Origin of the sequence: Enterobacter sp. RHBSTW-00175, from assembly GCF_013927005.1 — a bacterium.
In the GTDB taxonomy this organism is placed as follows: Bacteria; Pseudomonadota; Gammaproteobacteria; order Enterobacterales; family Enterobacteriaceae; genus Enterobacter.
This window is the reverse complement of the sequence record NZ_CP055930.1, coordinates 2,142,867-2,159,350: the sequence shown is the minus strand read 5'-3', so window position 1 is coordinate 2,159,350 and position 16,484 is coordinate 2,142,867. Positions and strand designations below refer to the sequence as shown.

17 protein-coding genes are annotated in these 16,484 nt (G+C 53.3%); 10 read left to right on the top strand and 7 right to left on the bottom strand.

Annotated features, from left to right (window positions below):
• Nucleotide 1: 1 nt before the first annotated feature.
• Nucleotides 2-1,396, bottom strand: coding sequence for a chromosomal replication initiator protein DnaA (gene dnaA / locus HV107_RS10180; protein ID WP_182063082.1), 1,395 nt, complete (start codon nt 1,394-1,396; stop codon nt 2-4).
• A 605-nt stretch (nt 1,397-2,001) separates the two neighbouring features.
• Between dnaA and rpmH the strand changes: the two genes are divergently transcribed.
• The 9 genes from rpmH to HV107_RS10135 all read left to right on the top strand — a co-directional run bounded on the left by rpmH (nt 2,002) and on the right by HV107_RS10135 (nt 9,533).
• Complete coding sequence (gene rpmH / locus HV107_RS10175) at nt 2,002-2,142, top strand: 50S ribosomal protein L34 (protein ID WP_000831330.1); 141 nt, start codon at nt 2,002-2,004, stop codon at nt 2,140-2,142.
• 16 nt (nt 2,143-2,158) lie between these two features.
• The gene (rnpA, locus tag HV107_RS10170) at nt 2,159-2,518 is read left to right on the top strand and encodes a ribonuclease P protein component (protein ID WP_182063081.1); all 360 of its coding nucleotides are present in this window, start codon (nt 2,159-2,161) and stop codon (nt 2,516-2,518) included.
• Complete coding sequence (gene yidD, locus HV107_RS10165; RefSeq protein WP_001307474.1) at nt 2,482-2,739, top strand: membrane protein insertion efficiency factor YidD; 258 nt, start codon at nt 2,482-2,484, stop codon at nt 2,737-2,739. The genes rnpA and yidD overlap by 37 nt, the downstream gene beginning before the upstream one ends.
• A gap of 2 nt (nt 2,740-2,741) precedes the next feature.
• The gene (gene yidC / locus HV107_RS10160) at nt 2,742-4,385 is read left to right on the top strand and encodes a membrane protein insertase YidC (RefSeq protein ID WP_182063080.1); all 1,644 of its coding nucleotides are present in this window, start codon (nt 2,742-2,744) and stop codon (nt 4,383-4,385) included.
• Between the two features lie 74 nt (nt 4,386-4,459).
• Nucleotides 4,460-5,824: a tRNA uridine-5-carboxymethylaminomethyl(34) synthesis GTPase MnmE gene (gene mnmE / locus HV107_RS10155; RefSeq protein ID WP_182063079.1), complete on the top strand. Its 1,365-nt coding sequence runs from the start codon at nt 4,460-4,462 to the stop codon at nt 5,822-5,824.
• Nucleotides 5,825-5,935: 111 nt separating this feature from the next.
• Nucleotides 5,936-7,111 (top strand): MFS transporter, encoded by a 1,176-nt coding sequence (locus tag HV107_RS10150; RefSeq protein WP_182063078.1) that lies wholly within the window; start codon nt 5,936-5,938, stop codon nt 7,109-7,111.
• Entirely contained in the window at nt 7,080-8,042 is a 963-nt protein-coding gene (yidZ, locus tag HV107_RS10145; RefSeq protein WP_182063077.1) for an HTH-type transcriptional regulator YidZ, read from the top strand. The genes HV107_RS10150 and yidZ overlap by 32 nt, the downstream gene beginning before the upstream one ends.
• Before the next feature lie 141 nt (nt 8,043-8,183).
• The gene (locus HV107_RS10140; RefSeq protein ID WP_182063076.1) at nt 8,184-8,930 is read left to right on the top strand and encodes a 4'-phosphopantetheinyl transferase superfamily protein; all 747 of its coding nucleotides are present in this window, start codon (nt 8,184-8,186) and stop codon (nt 8,928-8,930) included.
• A 36-nt stretch (nt 8,931-8,966) separates the two neighbouring features.
• Nucleotides 8,967-9,533, top strand: coding sequence for an NADPH-dependent FMN reductase (locus HV107_RS10135; RefSeq protein WP_182063075.1), 567 nt, complete (start codon nt 8,967-8,969; stop codon nt 9,531-9,533).
• A 90-nt stretch (nt 9,534-9,623) separates the two neighbouring features.
• On the opposite strand, the gene adeP is transcribed toward HV107_RS10135, so the two are convergent.
• The gene (gene adeP, locus HV107_RS10130) at nt 9,624-10,961 is read right to left on the bottom strand and encodes an adenine permease AdeP (RefSeq protein WP_182063074.1); all 1,338 of its coding nucleotides are present in this window, start codon (nt 10,959-10,961) and stop codon (nt 9,624-9,626) included.
• A gap of 166 nt (nt 10,962-11,127) precedes the next feature.
• Between adeP and yieH the strand changes: the two genes are divergently transcribed.
• The gene (gene yieH / locus HV107_RS10125) at nt 11,128-11,793 is read left to right on the top strand and encodes a 6-phosphogluconate phosphatase (protein ID WP_182063073.1); all 666 of its coding nucleotides are present in this window, start codon (nt 11,128-11,130) and stop codon (nt 11,791-11,793) included.
• A 44-nt stretch (nt 11,794-11,837) separates the two neighbouring features.
• Here the strand turns inward: yieH and phoU are convergent, their stop codons facing one another.
• The 5 genes from phoU to pstS all read right to left on the bottom strand — a co-directional run bounded on the left by phoU (nt 11,838) and on the right by pstS (nt 16,427).
• Complete coding sequence (phoU, locus tag HV107_RS10120) at nt 11,838-12,563, bottom strand: phosphate signaling complex protein PhoU (protein WP_008500182.1); 726 nt, start codon at nt 12,561-12,563, stop codon at nt 11,838-11,840.
• A gap of 26 nt (nt 12,564-12,589) precedes the next feature.
• The gene (pstB, locus tag HV107_RS10115) at nt 12,590-13,363 is read right to left on the bottom strand and encodes a phosphate ABC transporter ATP-binding protein PstB (protein ID WP_010426574.1); all 774 of its coding nucleotides are present in this window, start codon (nt 13,361-13,363) and stop codon (nt 12,590-12,592) included.
• A 47-nt stretch (nt 13,364-13,410) separates the two neighbouring features.
• Complete coding sequence (pstA, locus tag HV107_RS10110) at nt 13,411-14,301, bottom strand: phosphate ABC transporter permease PstA (RefSeq protein WP_182063072.1); 891 nt, start codon at nt 14,299-14,301, stop codon at nt 13,411-13,413.
• Nucleotides 14,301-15,260 carry a phosphate ABC transporter permease PstC gene (gene pstC / locus HV107_RS10105; protein ID WP_182063071.1) on the bottom strand — a complete coding sequence of 320 codons (960 nt, stop codon included), beginning with the start codon at nt 15,258-15,260 and terminating at the stop codon, nt 14,301-14,303. Before pstC ends, pstA begins: the two co-directional genes overlap by 1 nt.
• A gap of 126 nt (nt 15,261-15,386) precedes the next feature.
• A complete protein-coding gene (gene pstS / locus HV107_RS10100) occupies nt 15,387-16,427 on the bottom strand; it encodes a phosphate ABC transporter substrate-binding protein PstS (protein WP_014072442.1) in 1,041 nt (346 codons plus the stop codon).
• Between the last annotated feature and the right edge of the window lie 57 nt (nt 16,428-16,484).

Genomic DNA, 16,484 nt, shown 5'->3' with positions numbered 1-16,484 from the left:
GTCACGATGATAATGTTCTGATTAAATTGGAAAAATCTTCTTTTATGTCGTGGCTTTCTTCGCGTAACTGCTCAATCTTACGACAAGCGTGCAGCACGGTCGTATGGTCACGGCCACCAAACGCATCGCCGATCTCCGGCAGACTGTGGTTGGTTAACTCTTTTGCCAGAGCCATCGCCATCTGACGCGGACGCGCCACCGAGCGGGAACGACGTTTAGACAGCAAATCTGCCACTTTAATTTTGTAGTACTCAGCCACCGTCTTTTGAATATTGTCGATGGTGACTAATTTTTCCTGCAATGCCAGCAAATCGCGCAGCGCTTCACGCACGAAATCGATAGTGATCGCGCGGCCAGTAAAGTTGGCATTGGCGATAACGCGGTTCAGTGCCCCTTCCAGCTCACGTACGTTGGAACGCAGACGCTTGGCAATGAAGAACGCCACTTCACCCGGCAGACGAATATCGTTCTCATCGGCTTTTTTCATCAGGATCGCAACGCGGGTTTCCAGCTCCGGTGGCTCGATCGCCACGGTAAGGCCCCAGCCGAAACGGGATTTCAGGCGATCTTCAACACCGTTGATCTCTTTTGGATAGCGATCCGAGGTCAAAATGATCTGCTGATTACCTTCCAGCAGTGCATTAAAGGTGTGGAAAAACTCTTCCTGTGAACGTTCTTTATTAGCGAAGAACTGAATGTCATCGATAAGCAGTGCGTCGACGGAACGATAGTAGCGTTTAAACTCTTCGATCGCATTGTTCTGGAGGGCCTTAACCATGTCCTGAACGAAGCGTTCGGAGTGCATATACACTACTTTCGCATTCGGTTTGCGCGCCATGATGCCGTTGCCGACAGCGTGCAAAAGGTGGGTTTTACCCAGGCCAGTGCCACCATAAAGGAACAACGGGTTATACGCGCCGCCTGGGTTATCAGCAACCTGGCGAGCCGCTGCACGCGCCAGCTGGTTCGATTTACCTTCAACGAAGTTATCGAACGTATGCTTAACATTGACGTTGGAACGGTAGGTTGGCTCTGCCGGAGCAGGAACGTTATCCCAACCCTGACGAGCAGGCGCGACACGAGGAGCCGGTGCAGGTACAGCCTGGGCTGGTACCGCCACATTCACGGTTTCACGAACGGTTTGCGTGACTGGCTTAGTTCCCACTTCAAAGCGCAGCTGCGGAGCATCTGATCCGCAGAAATCATTTAACAGTCCATTGATGTTATTGAGGTATTTGTCCCTTACCCAATCGAGCACAAAACGGTTTGGCGCATACAAAGCCAGCGTGTTATCGCTCAGTTCCGCCTGCAATGGGCGGATCCACATACTGAATTCTGTGGCTGGTAACTCATCCTGCAATCGGGCAAGACACTGCTGCCAAAGCGAAAGTGACACGGCGGACTCCACTCGAACAATATAAAGAAAACTATTGAATATTCATGATTGTTGGCACACATCGACAAGACCCTGTGCAAAAAAGGGTGATGTGCGAATTGCTATCTGCAATTTTATCCTGACCAGGATCCTGGGATCGCGATCAGGACCGCGGATCATAGCCTAAACTGAGCCAGAGATCTTCTGTTTCTCACAGATTCTTCCCGATTTATCCACAGGAAGATCCGAAACCGGGTAAGTGTAATCGATCCTGACGGGAGTGCCCCACGATTTAGCCCGCATATTGGAAAAATTAATGAGTACAGACAATTTTTTGCTTAAATGATCTAACGAAGATCCTGGACGATCCTTGCGCTTTACCGGGGAGGTCGTATAATCCCCCACCCGTCGCGTAAAGCTCGGCTTCCCCGCGTTGAACGCTGTTCATTTTCCACGCGAAAACGTGCGAAAATACGCGGGAATTAAGGAAAGAGAATTGACTCCGGAGTGTACAATTATTACAATCCGGCCTCTTTAATCACCCACGCTGAGGCGTTAGTCGTTCGAAACTCGTTCGGGTAAACGCAAAAGTCAGTGAATTTATTCAAGTTTAGGTAGAAATCGCCATGAAACGCACTTTTCAACCGTCTGTACTGAAGCGCAACCGTTCTCACGGCTTCCGTGCTCGTATGGCTACTAAAAATGGTCGTCAGGTTCTGGCACGTCGTCGTGCTAAAGGCCGCGCTCGTCTGACCGTTTCCAAGTAATAAAGCTAACCCCTGAGTGGTTAAGCTAGCATTTCCCAGGGAGTTACGTTTGTTAACTCCCACTCAATTCACTTTCGTCTTCCAGCAGCCACAACGGGCTGGCACGCCGCAAATCACCATCCTCGGCCGCCAAAATTCGCTGGGGCATCCCCGCATCGGTCTAACTGTCGCCAAGAAAAACGTTAAGCGTGCGCACGAACGCAATCGGATTAAACGTCTGACGCGTGAGAGCTTCCGTTTACGTCAACATGAACTCCCGTCTATGGATTTCGTGGTGGTGGCAAAAAAAGGGGTTGCCGACCTCGATAACCGTGCTCTCTCGGAAGCGTTGGAAAAATTATGGCGCCGCCACTGTCGCCTGGCTCACGGGTCCTGATAGCCCTCATTAGGGTCTATCAGCGCCTGATTAGTCCGCTACTCGGGCCGCACTGTCGTTTCACACCAACATGCTCAAGCTACGGAATTGAGGCATTGCGCAGGTTTGGTGTGATAAAAGGCAGTTGGTTGACGGTGAAACGCGTATTAAAATGCCACCCTTTACACCCAGGTGGAGACGATCCCGTCCCCCCAGGGCCATTTGATACCAGAGAACACTAACGATGGATTCGCAACGCAATCTTCTTATCATCGCTTTGTTGTTCGTGTCTTTCATGATCTGGCAGGCGTGGGAGCAGGATAAAAATCCTCAACCACAACAGCAGGTCACGCAGACAACGACCACAGCAGCGGGTAGCGCCGCCGACCAGGGCGTGCCGGCCAGTGGCCAGGGGAAACAGATCACGGTTAAGACCGATGTGCTTGAGCTGACTATCAACACCCGTGGTGGTGATGTTGAGCAGGCGCTGCTGTTAACCTACCCAAAAGAACTGAAATCTAACGAACCGTTCCAGTTACTTGAAACCACGCCTCAGTTTATCTACCAGGCTCAGAGCGGCCTGACCGGTCGTGACGGCCCAGATAACCCGGCGAACGGTCCGCGTCCGCTGTATAACGTCGATAAAGATGCGTTTGTTCTGGCTGATGGCCAAAACGAACTCGTGATCCCGTTGACTTACACTGATGCTGCGGGCAACACCTTCACCAAATCTTTCACCCTGAAACGCGGTGAATATTCAGTGAACGTGGGCTATAGCGTGCAGAACACCGGTGCAAAACCACTGGAACTCGCAACCTTTGGCCAGCTGAAGCAGTCCATCAATCTGCCTACGCATCGCGATACTGGAAGCAGCAACTTTGCGCTGCATACCTTCCGTGGCGCGGCATACTCCACGCCTGATGCGAAGTACGAGAAATACAAATTCGACACCATCGCCGATAACGAAAACCTGAACGTTAGCGCTAAAGGCGGTTGGGTTGCGATGCTGCAACAGTATTTTGCGACTGCATGGGTTCCGCGCAACGAAGGTACGAACAACTTCTACACCGCAAACCTGGGCAATGGCATTGCTGCTATCGGCTACAAATCCGAGCCAGTTCTGGTTCAGCCGGGTCAAACGGCTAACCTGGGTAGCACCCTGTGGGTCGGCCCGGAAATCCAGGACAAAATGGCCGCTGTCGCGCCGCACCTGGATCTGACCGTAGATTACGGTTGGTTGTGGTTCATCTCTCAGCCGCTGTTTAAGCTGCTGAAGTTCATCCACAGCTTCCTGGGTAACTGGGGCTTCTCCATCATCGTTATCACCTTTATCGTTCGTGGCATCATGTACCCGCTGACTAAAGCGCAGTACACCTCCATGGCGAAGATGCGCATGTTGCAGCCGAAGATTGCGGCGATGCGTGAGCGTCTGGGCGATGATAAACAGCGTCAAAGCCAGGAAATGATGGCCCTGTACAAAGCAGAGAAAGTGAACCCACTGGGTGGTTGCTTCCCGCTTGTGATACAGATGCCAATCTTCCTTGCACTGTACTACATGCTGATGGGCTCCGTTGAACTGCGCCACGCGCCGTTCGCACTGTGGATCCATGACTTGTCTGCACAGGACCCGTACTACATCCTGCCGATCCTGATGGGTATCACGATGTTCTTCATTCAGAAGATGTCGCCTACCACTGTGACCGACCCGATGCAGCAGAAGATCATGACCTTTATGCCGGTCATCTTCACCGTGTTCTTCCTGTGGTTCCCGTCAGGTCTGGTGCTGTACTATATCGTCAGCAACCTGGTAACCATTATTCAGCAGCAGCTGATTTACCGTGGTCTGGAAAAACGTGGCCTGCATAGCCGCGAAAAGAAAAAGTCCTGATCAGGTAACTTAACGCTAAAATAAGGGCGGTCGATTGACCGCCTTTTTTTATTGCAACACAGTAGAGACAAACCATGAGCCATAACGACACTATCGTCGCCCAGGCAACCCCACCGGGACGCGGTGGTGTAGGTATTTTGCGCATCTCCGGCCTCAAGGCACGCGAGGTTGCCGAAGCCGTGCTGGGCAAACTGCCAAAACCACGCTATGCCGACTATCTGCCATTTAAAGATGCCGACGGTACTGCGCTGGACCAGGGTATTGCGCTGTGGTTCCCCGGCCCGAACTCCTTTACCGGTGAAGACGTGCTGGAACTACAGGGTCACGGTGGCCCGGTTATCCTCGATTTGCTGTTAAAACGTATTCTGACCCTGCCTGGCCTGCGTATCGCAAAACCGGGTGAGTTTTCCGAACGTGCGTTCCTGAACGACAAACTCGATCTGGCACAAGCCGAGGCGATTGCCGACCTGATCGACGCCAGCTCCGAACAAGCTGCTCGCTCTGCTCTTAACTCGCTTCAGGGCGCATTTTCCGCACGCGTGAACCACCTTGTGGAAGCACTTACTCACCTCAGGATCTACGTCGAAGCAGCTATCGACTTCCCTGACGAAGAGATCGATTTCCTTTCTGATGGCAAAATCGAAGCGCAGCTTAACAGCGTGATGGCCGACCTCGACGCAGTACGCGCCGAAGCACGCCAGGGCAGCCTGCTGCGTGAAGGGATGAAGGTTGTTATCGCTGGTCGCCCTAACGCCGGGAAATCGAGCCTGTTGAATGCCCTGGCGGGCCGTGAAGCGGCGATCGTGACCGATATTGCCGGGACAACGCGTGACGTACTGCGCGAGCATATTCATATCGACGGGATGCCACTGCACATCATCGATACCGCCGGGTTACGCGATGCGAGTGATGAAGTGGAACGTATCGGTATTGAACGCGCCTGGCAGGAAATCGAGCAAGCCGATCGCGTCCTGTTTATGGTGGATGGCACCACCACTGCTGCCGTTGACCCGGCGGACATCTGGCCGGACTTTATCGCCCGTCTGCCAGCCAAACTGCCCATCACCGTGGTGCGTAACAAAGCGGATGTAACTGGCGAAACGCTGGGCATCAGCGATGTGAATGGTCACTCACTGATCCGCCTGTCGGCCCGTACTGGTGAAGGCGTGGACGACCTGCGTAACCATCTCAAACAGAGTATGGGCTTCGACACCAGCATGGAAGGCGGCTTCCTGGCGCGCCGTCGTCATCTGCAGGCGCTGGAAGAGGCGGCAAACCATCTTGTTCAGGGTAAAGCACAGCTGATCGGTGCCTGGGCAGGTGAACTGCTGGCGGAAGAGCTGCGTCTGGCGCAGCAGAATCTGAGCGAGATCACCGGGGAGTTCACCTCGGATGATTTGCTGGGACGGATTTTCTCCAGTTTCTGTATTGGTAAGTAACGTTCGTAAATACAGGGTGATTTCCTCCCAGGAAATCACCATTGTCCAAATGGCAACTCGCTTCTTCCCCTTTCTCCCCCTATTCTTCTTGCCTGCATCTATGGGGGATCTATGGCTCGTTTTCTGTTTTGTAGTTTTGCGCTGGTTCTGCTTTATCCGTCAGGTATTGATATGTATCTGGTGGGTTTACCGCACATCGCCCGCGATCTGGGCGCCAGCGAAGCACAGCTGCATATTGCGTTTTCGGCCTATCTCGCAGGGATGGCGTCATCGATGGTATTTGCCGGAAAAATTGCGGACAAAGCGGGCCGGCAGCCTGTAGCCATTACCGGTGCAGTGATTTTTGCGCTGGCTTCTGTTCTGTGTTCAATGGCTCAGGACAGTAGCCTGTTCCTGGCCGGGCGCTTTATTCAGGGTATTGGCGCTGGCGGCTGCTACGTGGTGGCCTTTGCCATTCTGCGCGATACCTTAAATGCCCAGCGACGCGCCAAAGTGCTTTCAATGCTGAACGGCATCACCTGCATTATTCCCGTGCTGGCACCCGTTGTGGGTTATCTGATTATGCTCAAGTTCCCGTGGCAGAGCCTGTTCTGGACAATGGCGGCGATGGGCGGGCTGGTCTTTATTCTGTCTGCTGTGGTGCTTAAAGAAACGCATCCAGGCGCGCAGAATGCAGGGCATAACGCGACGATTAACCCGGCGGAAAAGCTCCTGAATCGCTTTTTCATCAGCCGTTTGCTCATCACGACCCTGAGCGTGGCGGTGATCCTGACCTATGTAAACGTTTCCCCGGTACTGCTGATGGAGACGATGGGATTTGATCGCGGGGAATATTCTACAGTGATGGCAGCAACGGCGTTGGTCAGCATGGCCGTTTCGTTCTCAACACCTTTCGCCCTGAATGTTTTCCGTCAGCGCACGCTGATGCTCACCTCTCAGGTGCTGTTCCTGGCGGCGGGCGTGATTCTGGCCACGACAAACGCACACGCCTTTATGCTGGCAGGCATTACCCTAATCTGCGCCGGATTCTCCGTTGGTTTTGGTGTGGCAATGAGCCAGGCACTTGGCCCATTCTCACTGCGCGCAGGCGTAGCAAGCTCGGTACTGGGTATTGCCCAGGTCTGCGGTTCTTCATTGTGGATTTGGCTGGCGGCCGTTCTTGGTCTTAACGCGCTGAATATGCTGATCGGGATACTGATTGGCTGTAGCATACTGTGCATTCTTTTACTTATGGTGATACAGACCGCCGCATATTATGAAGAAGCCCATCAGCAGCCTGGATCTTAACCTGTTGTTAACCCTGCAACTTCTGTTGCAGGAACGCAGCGTAACCAAAGCCGCAAAGCGGATGAACGTTACGCCGTCGGCAGTGAGTAAATCGCTGGCGAAATTGCGTGACTGGTTTGAGGACCCGCTGTTTGTGAAAACCCCGCTGGGGCTGCTGCCTACGCCGCTGACTGTGAGTCTTGAGCAAGATCTAGCCGACTGGATGCAGATTGGCAATCAGATCCTCGATAAATTCCACCATGACTCTCCTGGCGGCCTGAAATTCGAAATGGCGGCGGAAACGCCGCTGATGCTGATCCGCTTCAATACCCTGCTGGAGCAGGTGAATCAACGCTATCCACAGGCCACGGTAAAGATGCGGCAGTGGGATTACGATTCGCTGGACGCGATTACGCGCGGAGAGGTTGATCTCGGTTTTACCGGGCGCGAAACGCACCCACGCTCCCGCGAACTGCTTAAGCTGATGCCGTGGTTTATCGACTATGAAATCCTGTTCAGCGACCGTCCTTGTGTTTATCTGCGCGAAGATCACCCGGCGCTTCAGGAAAAGTGGGATCTCGACACCTTCCTGCGCTACCCGCATATCAGTGTTTACTGGGAACGTAGCGATACCTGGGCACTCGATGAAGTGCTAAGAGAGATGGGCCGCGAGCGGAATATCGCCATGAGCCTGCCCGGGTTCGAGCAGTCGATGTTTATGGCAGCGCAGCCGGGGCATAACTATATTGCCACCGCTCCGTACTACTGCCATCACTACAATCAACTCCACCAGCGTAAGCTGATTACACTCCCCATTCCCGTCGATGACGCACTGGCAGAAAAGCTGACCGTGCCCTTCACGCTTATCTGGCATAAACGTAACAGCCACAACCCGAAAATCCTCTGGCTCAGAGAGACGATCAAGGCACTGTATGGCTCCCCACTGAGCTAGCGATCCAATTTTTGCCTAAGAAAATGTAAAGTTCAGTCCTCAGGCTTCTCTTACTCCCATTTACTGATTAAAACAGAAGAGAAGTTAAGCGATAATGATGTAACCGTTTAACCGAATACGACCATTATCAAGGAGCGAAAAATGGCAACGCACTTTGCAAGAGGGACACTCACAGAAGGACGCCTCGTATCGGCCAGAATTTCTTCAGCATGTCACACTGAGGCACTCAAACTCCCCGAACATCGACGGACGCGCTTTTTAGCCTCAAGAGCCTTGCTCGCTGAACTGATGTTTATGCTGTACGGCACCAGCGAGCTGCCAGATATCATCACCCAGCCAGAAGGTCGCCCGGTCTTTGCTGACCCGGAACTTCCCCGCTTTTCTATCTCTTACACGGGCAACATTATTGGCGTTGCCCTCACAACCGAAGGCGACTGCGGGCTGGATATGGAACTCCAGCGAGCAACCAACAGCTTCCTGGGGGTGAATACGCTTGATGAGTATCCGCTCTCAAGCAACGAAAAACTGTGGATCCGTAACCAGAACGATCCCAGTGAAGCAAAGGCTCAGCTCATCACGCTGCGCCAGAGTATTCGTAAATTATCAGGCTGCGCCTCTGATGATGCCCGGCTGCTTCAGTTGTTACCCGGCTCAGGCCGGCTGCGAGCCTCAAAAGCGGCACTGGTTGAAGCGCTCAGTGATGCGGAAGATGTTCTGATTTGGTCAATTGCCGTTACACCGGCCATTGAACGCCTCAAAATTTGGGAATTTGACAGTGGACGCGGGTGGCATAGTCTTCCTGATGTCCCGGCGCGCGCTAATGAGCCTGCCGCACGTTTAATGAGATTAACCAGTTTACCGGCAGAAAAAGCTCTTACCCTTAACTGACCCATCCAGGGCCATCATGATGAAAAAGGAGTAATCATGTCTGATACGTTGAAAGTTGTTACGTTACTGGGAAGCCTGCGCAAAGGTTCATTTAACGGGATGGTTGCCCGTTCTCTTCCACAGCTGGCTCCGGCAGGAATGGACGTTTCAGCGCTGCCGTCTATTGGTGATATCCCACTGTACGATGCCGATGTTCAGCAGGAAGACGGTTTTCCACAGAGCGTCGAAGCGCTGGCAGAGCAGATTCGCCAGGCTGACGGCGTCGTTATCGTTACGCCAGAGTATAACTATTCTGTGCCAGGCGGCCTGAAGAACGCGATTGACTGGTTATCCCGTTTACCCCAGCAGCCGCTGTCAGGTAAGCCCGTGTTGATTCAGACCAGCTCTATGGGTGCCATTGGCGGCGCGCGCTGCCAGTATCATCTGCGCCAGATTCTGGTATTCCTGGATGCAATGGTGATGAACAAGCCGGAATTTATGGGCGGTGTGATTCAGAACAAGGTCGACGCGCAGACGGGTGAAGTGGTTGATCAAAGCACGCGGGATCATCTGGCAGGTCAGCTGACGGCGTTTGGTGATTATATTAAGCGGGTGAAAGCGTAGACTGGAGAGGCCTGATGCCCTCACCCCAGCCCTCTCCCACGGGAGAGGGTGCAAACACTAAAGCCCTTTTCTTCGAAAAGGGCTTGCTGCTTATTTGGCGTCGATGAACACAATCTTCAGCACAAACAGCAGCGCCACAACGATGACGCATGGGCTGAGGTCGCGGAAACGACCGGTACCGAGCTTCATCACACAGTAAGAGATAAAGCCCAGCGCGATACCTTCGGTAATCGAGAAGCTGAACGGCATCATTACTGCAGTAATAAACGCGGGAACCGCTTCGGTTAAATCATCCCACTTCACGCGTGACAGGCTGGATGTCATCAGCACGCCCACATAAATCAGCGCACCTGCAGCCGCATACGGTGGCACCATCCCCGCCAGCGGAGAAAGGAAAATCACCAGCAGGAACAGAATACCGACAACTACGGCTGTCAGACCAGTACGGCCACCAACAGAAACCCCGGAAGAGGATTCAATGTAAGCGGTAACAGAAGAGGTGCCGATAAAGGAGCCCGCAACGGAAGAAATACTGTCAACGAACAGCGCCTGCTTCATGCGCGGGAATTTGCCCTTCTCATCTGCCAGGCCTGCTTTGTCGGTCACACCGATCAGCGTACCGGAGGAGTCGAACAGGTTTACCAGCATGAAGGAGAAAATCACGCCCGCCAGACCCAGATTCAGGGAGCCCGCCAGATCAACGTGACCAATCACGGTGGAAACACTCGGTGGCGCAGAGACGATGCCGGTGTAGTGAACATCACCCAGCATCCAGCCCAGCAGCGTTGTCACCACGATGGAAACCAGCACCGCCGCATGAATGTTACGGGACGCCAGAATCGCGATGATAAAGAAGCCCAGCACGCCCAGCAGAACGTTGTGCGATGTCAGATGACCGATGCTGACCAGCGTATCCGGGTTGGCCACGATAACCCCTGCGTTTTTCAGGCCCATCATCCCGATAAACAGACCAATACCGCTGGTGATACCCACACGCAGGCTCACAGGAATATTGGCAATCATCCAGTAACGTACGCGGAAAATGGTCAGGAGCAGCAGGCCAATCGCGCCCCAGAAAATAGCACCCATCCCCACTTGCCACGGCAGGCCCATCGCCTGAACCACAACAAACGCGAAGAAGGCATTCAGCCCCATTGCCGGTGCCAGCGCAACTGGCAGGTTCGCGAATACCCCCATCAGAATACTGCCGAGGGCCGCGATAAGACAGGTGGTTACGAAGACGGCACTGGTATCCATGCCAGCAACGCCCAGAATTTGTGGGTTAACAAAAACGATATAAACCATCGTCAGGAAGGTGGTGAAACCGGCGATCACTTCGGTGCGTGCCGTTGTGCCGTGCTCGCGCAGTTTAAACACGCGCTCAAGCAGACCCTGACCAGATGTCTGGGTAGTGTGTTGTTGACTCATCATAAATTTCCGAACAAGGAGGGAAAATTCGTCGCTATCCTATACCAAAATGCGACAATAAGGGCGGTTATAGGGTACTTTTTTTCATTGAATTTGCTTATACGGCAACGATTGCGTGTCGTAAAACTGCACCACGTAAACGTTAAACTTGTTAAAAGGGAAAGGCATGTCCGGAATTGAGGCGGTATTTTTCGACTGCGACGGTACGCTTGTCGACAGCGAGGTCATTTGTTCCCGTGCGTATGTCTCCATGTTTCAGGAATTTGGCATTACGCTCGATCTCGAAGAGGTGTTCAAACGCTTTAAGGGCGTGAAACTGTACGAGATCATCGACATCATTAATGAAGAGCATAGCGTGGCGCTGGCAAAAGCCGCTCTGGAGCCTGTTTACCGCGCCGAGGTCGCACGCCTGTTCGACTCGGAGCTGGAGGTCATTGCCGGAGCAAATGCGCTTCTGGATGCGATGACAGTGCCAATCTGCGTGGTATCCAATGGTCCGGTCAGCAAAATGCAGCACTCGCTGGGTAAGCTTGAGATGTTGCACCATTTCCCGGAAAAACTGTTTAGCGGCTACGATATCCAGCGCTGGAAGCCAGACCCGGCGCTGATGTTCCACGCGGCGAAGGCGATGAACGTCAACGTAGAAAACTGCATTCTGGTGGATGACTCGTCTGCTGGCGCACAGTCAGGGATCGATGCGGGAATGGAAGTGTTTTACTTCTGCGCTGACCCACATAACAAACCGATCGATCATCCAAAAGTGACGACCTTTACCGAACTGGCGCAACTGCCAGAGCTGTGGAAGGCGCGCGGGTGGGATATTACGCGTTAAGTGAATGTAGGGCGGGTAAGCGTTAGCGCTACCCGCCACAAACATCACTCTTTCGGATCTTTACCTGCCAGCAGCTTGTCCAGCTCGTCGCCGCCCACGTGACGGAAATCCTGCCCCTTCACGAAGTAGAAGATGTATTCGCAAATGTTCTGGCAGCGGTCGCCAATACGCTCGATAGAGCGCGCGCAGAACAGCGCGGTCAGTACGCTTGGGATCGTACGTGAATCTTCCATCATGTAGGTCATCAGCTGACGCACAATGCCTTCGTATTCCTGGTCGACTTTCTTGTCTTCACGGTAAATACGTACCGCTTCGTCCAGATCCATACGCGCGAAGGCATCCAGTACGTCATGCAGCATCTGCACGGTGTGGCGCCCCAGCGACTCCAGGCTCACCAGCAGCGGCTGGTGCTGCTGAGAGAACTTCTCCAGCGCAGTGCGGCAGATTTTATCCGCAACGTCACCAATACGTTCCAGCTCGGCGATGGTTTTGATGATAGCCATCACCAGACGCAGGTCGCTCGCCGTCGGCTGACGCTTGGCGATAATACGTACGCAGGCTTCGTCGATCGCCACTTCCATCATGTTGACGTTTTTGTCGCCTTCGATAACGCGCTTCGCCAGTTCGCTGTCCTGGTTGTGCATCGCCGTGATCGCATCAGAAAGCTGCTGCTCGACCATGCCACCCATGGTCATCACCTGAGTGCGGATGCTTTCCAGCTCTGCGTTGAACTGGCCGGAAATGTGTTTATTAAGATTGAGGTTGTCCATGGTTTCTCCACATGCACTAAGGCAAATCAACCGTAGCGGCCAGTAATATAATCTTCGGTTTGTTTCTTCGCGGGCCTGGTGAACAGCGCGTCCGTATCGCTGAACTCAATCAACTCGCCCAGGTACATAAACGCCGTGTGATCGGAACAACGCGCAGCCTGCTGCATGTTGTGGGTCACGATTACCACGGTGTAATCCTGTTTCAGCTCGGTGATCAGCTCTTCAATACGCCCGGTTGAGATCGGGTCCAGGGCTGAACACGGCTCATCCAGCAGCAACACTTCAGGGCGAATGGCGATACCACGCGCAATGCACAGACGCTGCTGCTGACCACCGGAGAGAGAGTAACCGCTCTGGTGCAACTTATCTTTGGTTTCGTTCCATAATGCGGCCTTGGTCAAAGCCCACTGCACGCGCTCGTCCATATCAGCACGGGAGAGCTTTTCAAACAGACGCACGCCAAAGGCGATGTTGTCGTAAATCGACATCGGGAACGGCGTAGGCTTCTGGAACACCATGCCCACTTTCGCACGCAGCAGGGCAATATCCTGGGCCTGGGTCAGAATGTTTTCGCCATCCAGAATGATCTCGCCTTCTGCGCGCTGTTCCGGATAGAGCGAATACATCTTGTTAAAGGTACGCAGCAGGGTGGATTTACCACAGCCAGATGGACCGATGAATGCCGTGACCTGATTCTTCGCGATATCCAGGTTGATATTCTTCAGGGCATGGAATTTGCCGTAGTAGAAGTTCAAATCACGAACCTGAATCTTACCCGGGGCAGTATCAACCATACTCATTGACTCATTTCCTCATTCGACGCCGCGATGTGCCGCGCCGTAAAAAATTAACCGTGTTTCTTCTTCGCGAAAATGACGCGCGCCAGAATGTTCAGCAACAGAACGCAAAGGGTAATGATCAGCACCCCGGCCCAGGCCAGCTGCTGCCACTCCGCGAACGGGCTCATCGCAAATTTAAAGATGGTGACCGGCAGGTTAGCGATAGGCTGCATCATGTCCGTACTCCAGAACTGGTTGGAGAGCGAAGTAAACAGCAGCGGAGCCGTTTCACCCGCAATACGGGCAACGGCCAGCAGGACGCCAGTCATGATCCCGGAGATTGACGCTTTCAGCGTAATCGCGGAGATCATTTTCCATTTTGGTGTTCCCAGTGCATAGGCCGCTTCACGCAGGCTATCAGGCACCAGTTTCAGCATGTTTTCGGTGGTACGGATGACGATGGGCACCTGCAACAGCGCCAGCGCAATAACGCCAGCCCAGCCGGAGAAGTGTTCCATCTGCGCCACCACAATGGTGTAAACGAACAGGCCGACCACGATAGAAGGTGCAGAGAGCAGAATGTCGTTAATGAAGCGAATCACTTCTGCAAGCCAGGATTTACGACCATATTCTGCCAGGTAGATCCCCGCCATAATGCCAAGCGGTGTCCCAACGACCGTAGCCCACAGGATCAACAGGCCGCTGCCCGCCAGGGCGTTCGCCAGGCCGCCACCCGCGGTGTTCGGTGGTGGCGTCATTTCGGTAAACAGCGCCAGTGACATACCGTCAATACCGCGCACAACGGTAGAGAAGAGGATCCAGACCAGCCAGAACAGACCGAATGCCATCGTCGCCATAGAGAGCGTCAGCGCAATACGGTTTTTCACTCGGCGCTTGGCCTGCATTTTGCGGCGGGATTCCGCCAGCTCAGCGGTGCTTTGCATTTCGAGAGTCGCCATTAACGTGCCCCCTCGTTCTTAGCCAAACGCATAATCATCAGCTTGGAAATCGCCAGAACAATGAAGGTGATAACAAACAGAATCAGACCCAGTTCCATCAGAGCAGCAACGTGCAGCCCGGATTCCGCCTCAGCAAATTCGTTAGCCAGGGCTGATGTAATACTGTTACCTGGCATGTAGAGCGATGCGCTGTCGAGCTGGTAGGTATTACCGATGATAAAGGTCACCGCCATGGTTTCACCCAGTGCACGACCTAATCCCAACATAACACCACCGATCACCCCATTTTTGGTGAACGGAAGAACAATGCGCCAGATAACTTCCCAGGTGGTGCAGCCGATGCCGTAAGCCGACTCTTTCATCATCACCGGGGTTTGTTCGAAGACATCGCGCATAACGGCCGCAATGTACGGAATAATCATGATGGCGAGGATCACACCCGCAGCCAGAATACCGATACCGAATGCCGGGCCAGAGAACAGCGCCCCCACAAACGGGATAGAGGACAGAACATTGCCCACCGGCTCCTGGAAGTATTTCGCAAACAGCGGAGCAAAGATAAACAGGCCCCACATGCCGTACACGATACTCGGGATAGCCGCCAGCAGTTCGATGGCGATACCAAGCGGACGCTTCAGCCAGTTAGGCGCCAGTTCCGTCAGGAACAGGGCAATACCAAAACTGACCGGAACAGCAATCAGCAGAGCAATGAACGAGGTCACCAGCGTGCCGTAAATCGGCACCAGCGCACCGTAGATGTCGTTCGGTGCATCCCACTCTTTCGTCCACAGGAAAGAGAATCCAAATTTCTGGATGCTCGGCCAGGATGAGAAAATCAGGGACACGATAATGCCGCCCAGCAGCAATAGCACAATCAGCGCAGCCAGTTTTACCAGCGCGCTGAAAATCATGTCACCTTTTTTACCCGGAGGGTTAAATGCAGGCTTGGTTGCAGCCATAAATCACTCTTCTGTTAAACGCGTTTACGAAATTGCCGGATGGCGCTTGCGCTTATCCGGCCTACAGTTGGAACCGTAGGGCGGGTTAGCGCAAGCGCCACCCGCCATTTTCGTCAGAATGCTAAATTAATACAATGCCTTACCGCTGCTGTCTTTTACGTTGGTCTTCCATGCAGCACGAATCTGCTCAACCACGCTATCCGGCAGGCTGGCGTAATCCAGATCGTTAGCCTGTTTGTTGCCGTTTTTGTATGCCCAGTCGAAGAACTTCAGCACTTCAGTACCTTGCTCAGGTTTCTTCTGCTCTTTGTGAACCAGAATGAACGTGGTAGAGGTGATTGGCCATGCGCCTTCGCCTTTCTGGTTAGTCAGATCCTGTGCAAAGGATTTGCTCCAGTCAGCGCCTTTAGCAGCGTTAGCAAAGTTCTCTTCAGTCGGGCTTACTGGCTTGCCGTCAGCAGACAGCAGCTTGGTGTAAGCCAGGTTGTTCTGCTTAGCGTAAGCGTATTCTACGTAACCGATAGAGCCTGGCAGACGCTGTACGAATGCCGCGATACCGTCGTTACCTTTACCGCCCAAACCGGTTGGCCAGTTAACGGTAGAGCCAGAACCGACTTTAGATTTCCACTCTTCGTTCACTTTCGCCAGGTAGCTGGTGAAGACGAAAGAGGTACCAGAACCATCTGCGCGGCGAACCACAGCGATGTTCTGAGAAGGCAGTTTCAGGCCTGGGTTGAGTTTAGCAATGGCTTCGTCATCCCATTTTTTGATTTTGCCCAGGTAGATGTCACCCAGTGTTTTGCCGTCCAGCACCAGCTCACCAGACTTCACGCCCGGCAGGTTGATGGCCAGAACCACACCACCGATAACGGTAGGGAACTGGAACAGGCCTTCCTGAGCCAGTTTTTCATCAGTCAGTGGAGCATCTGATGCGCCGAAATCAACGGTGTTAGCGGTAATTTGTTTAACGCCACCGGAGGAGCCGATACCCTGGTAGTTAACCTTGTTACCCGTTTCTTTCTGGTAAGTATCCGCCCATTTGGCATACACCGGCGCAGGGAAGGTTGCACCGGCACCAGTCAGGCTTGCCTCTGCGAATACAGAGAAAGCGCTCAGAGATAAGGTCGCGGCGACAACAGTTGCGACAGTGGTACGCATAACTTTCATAATGTCTCCTGCAAGATTTTCGTAAATCGTTGTTTAGTGGCTACGATGAGCAAAATA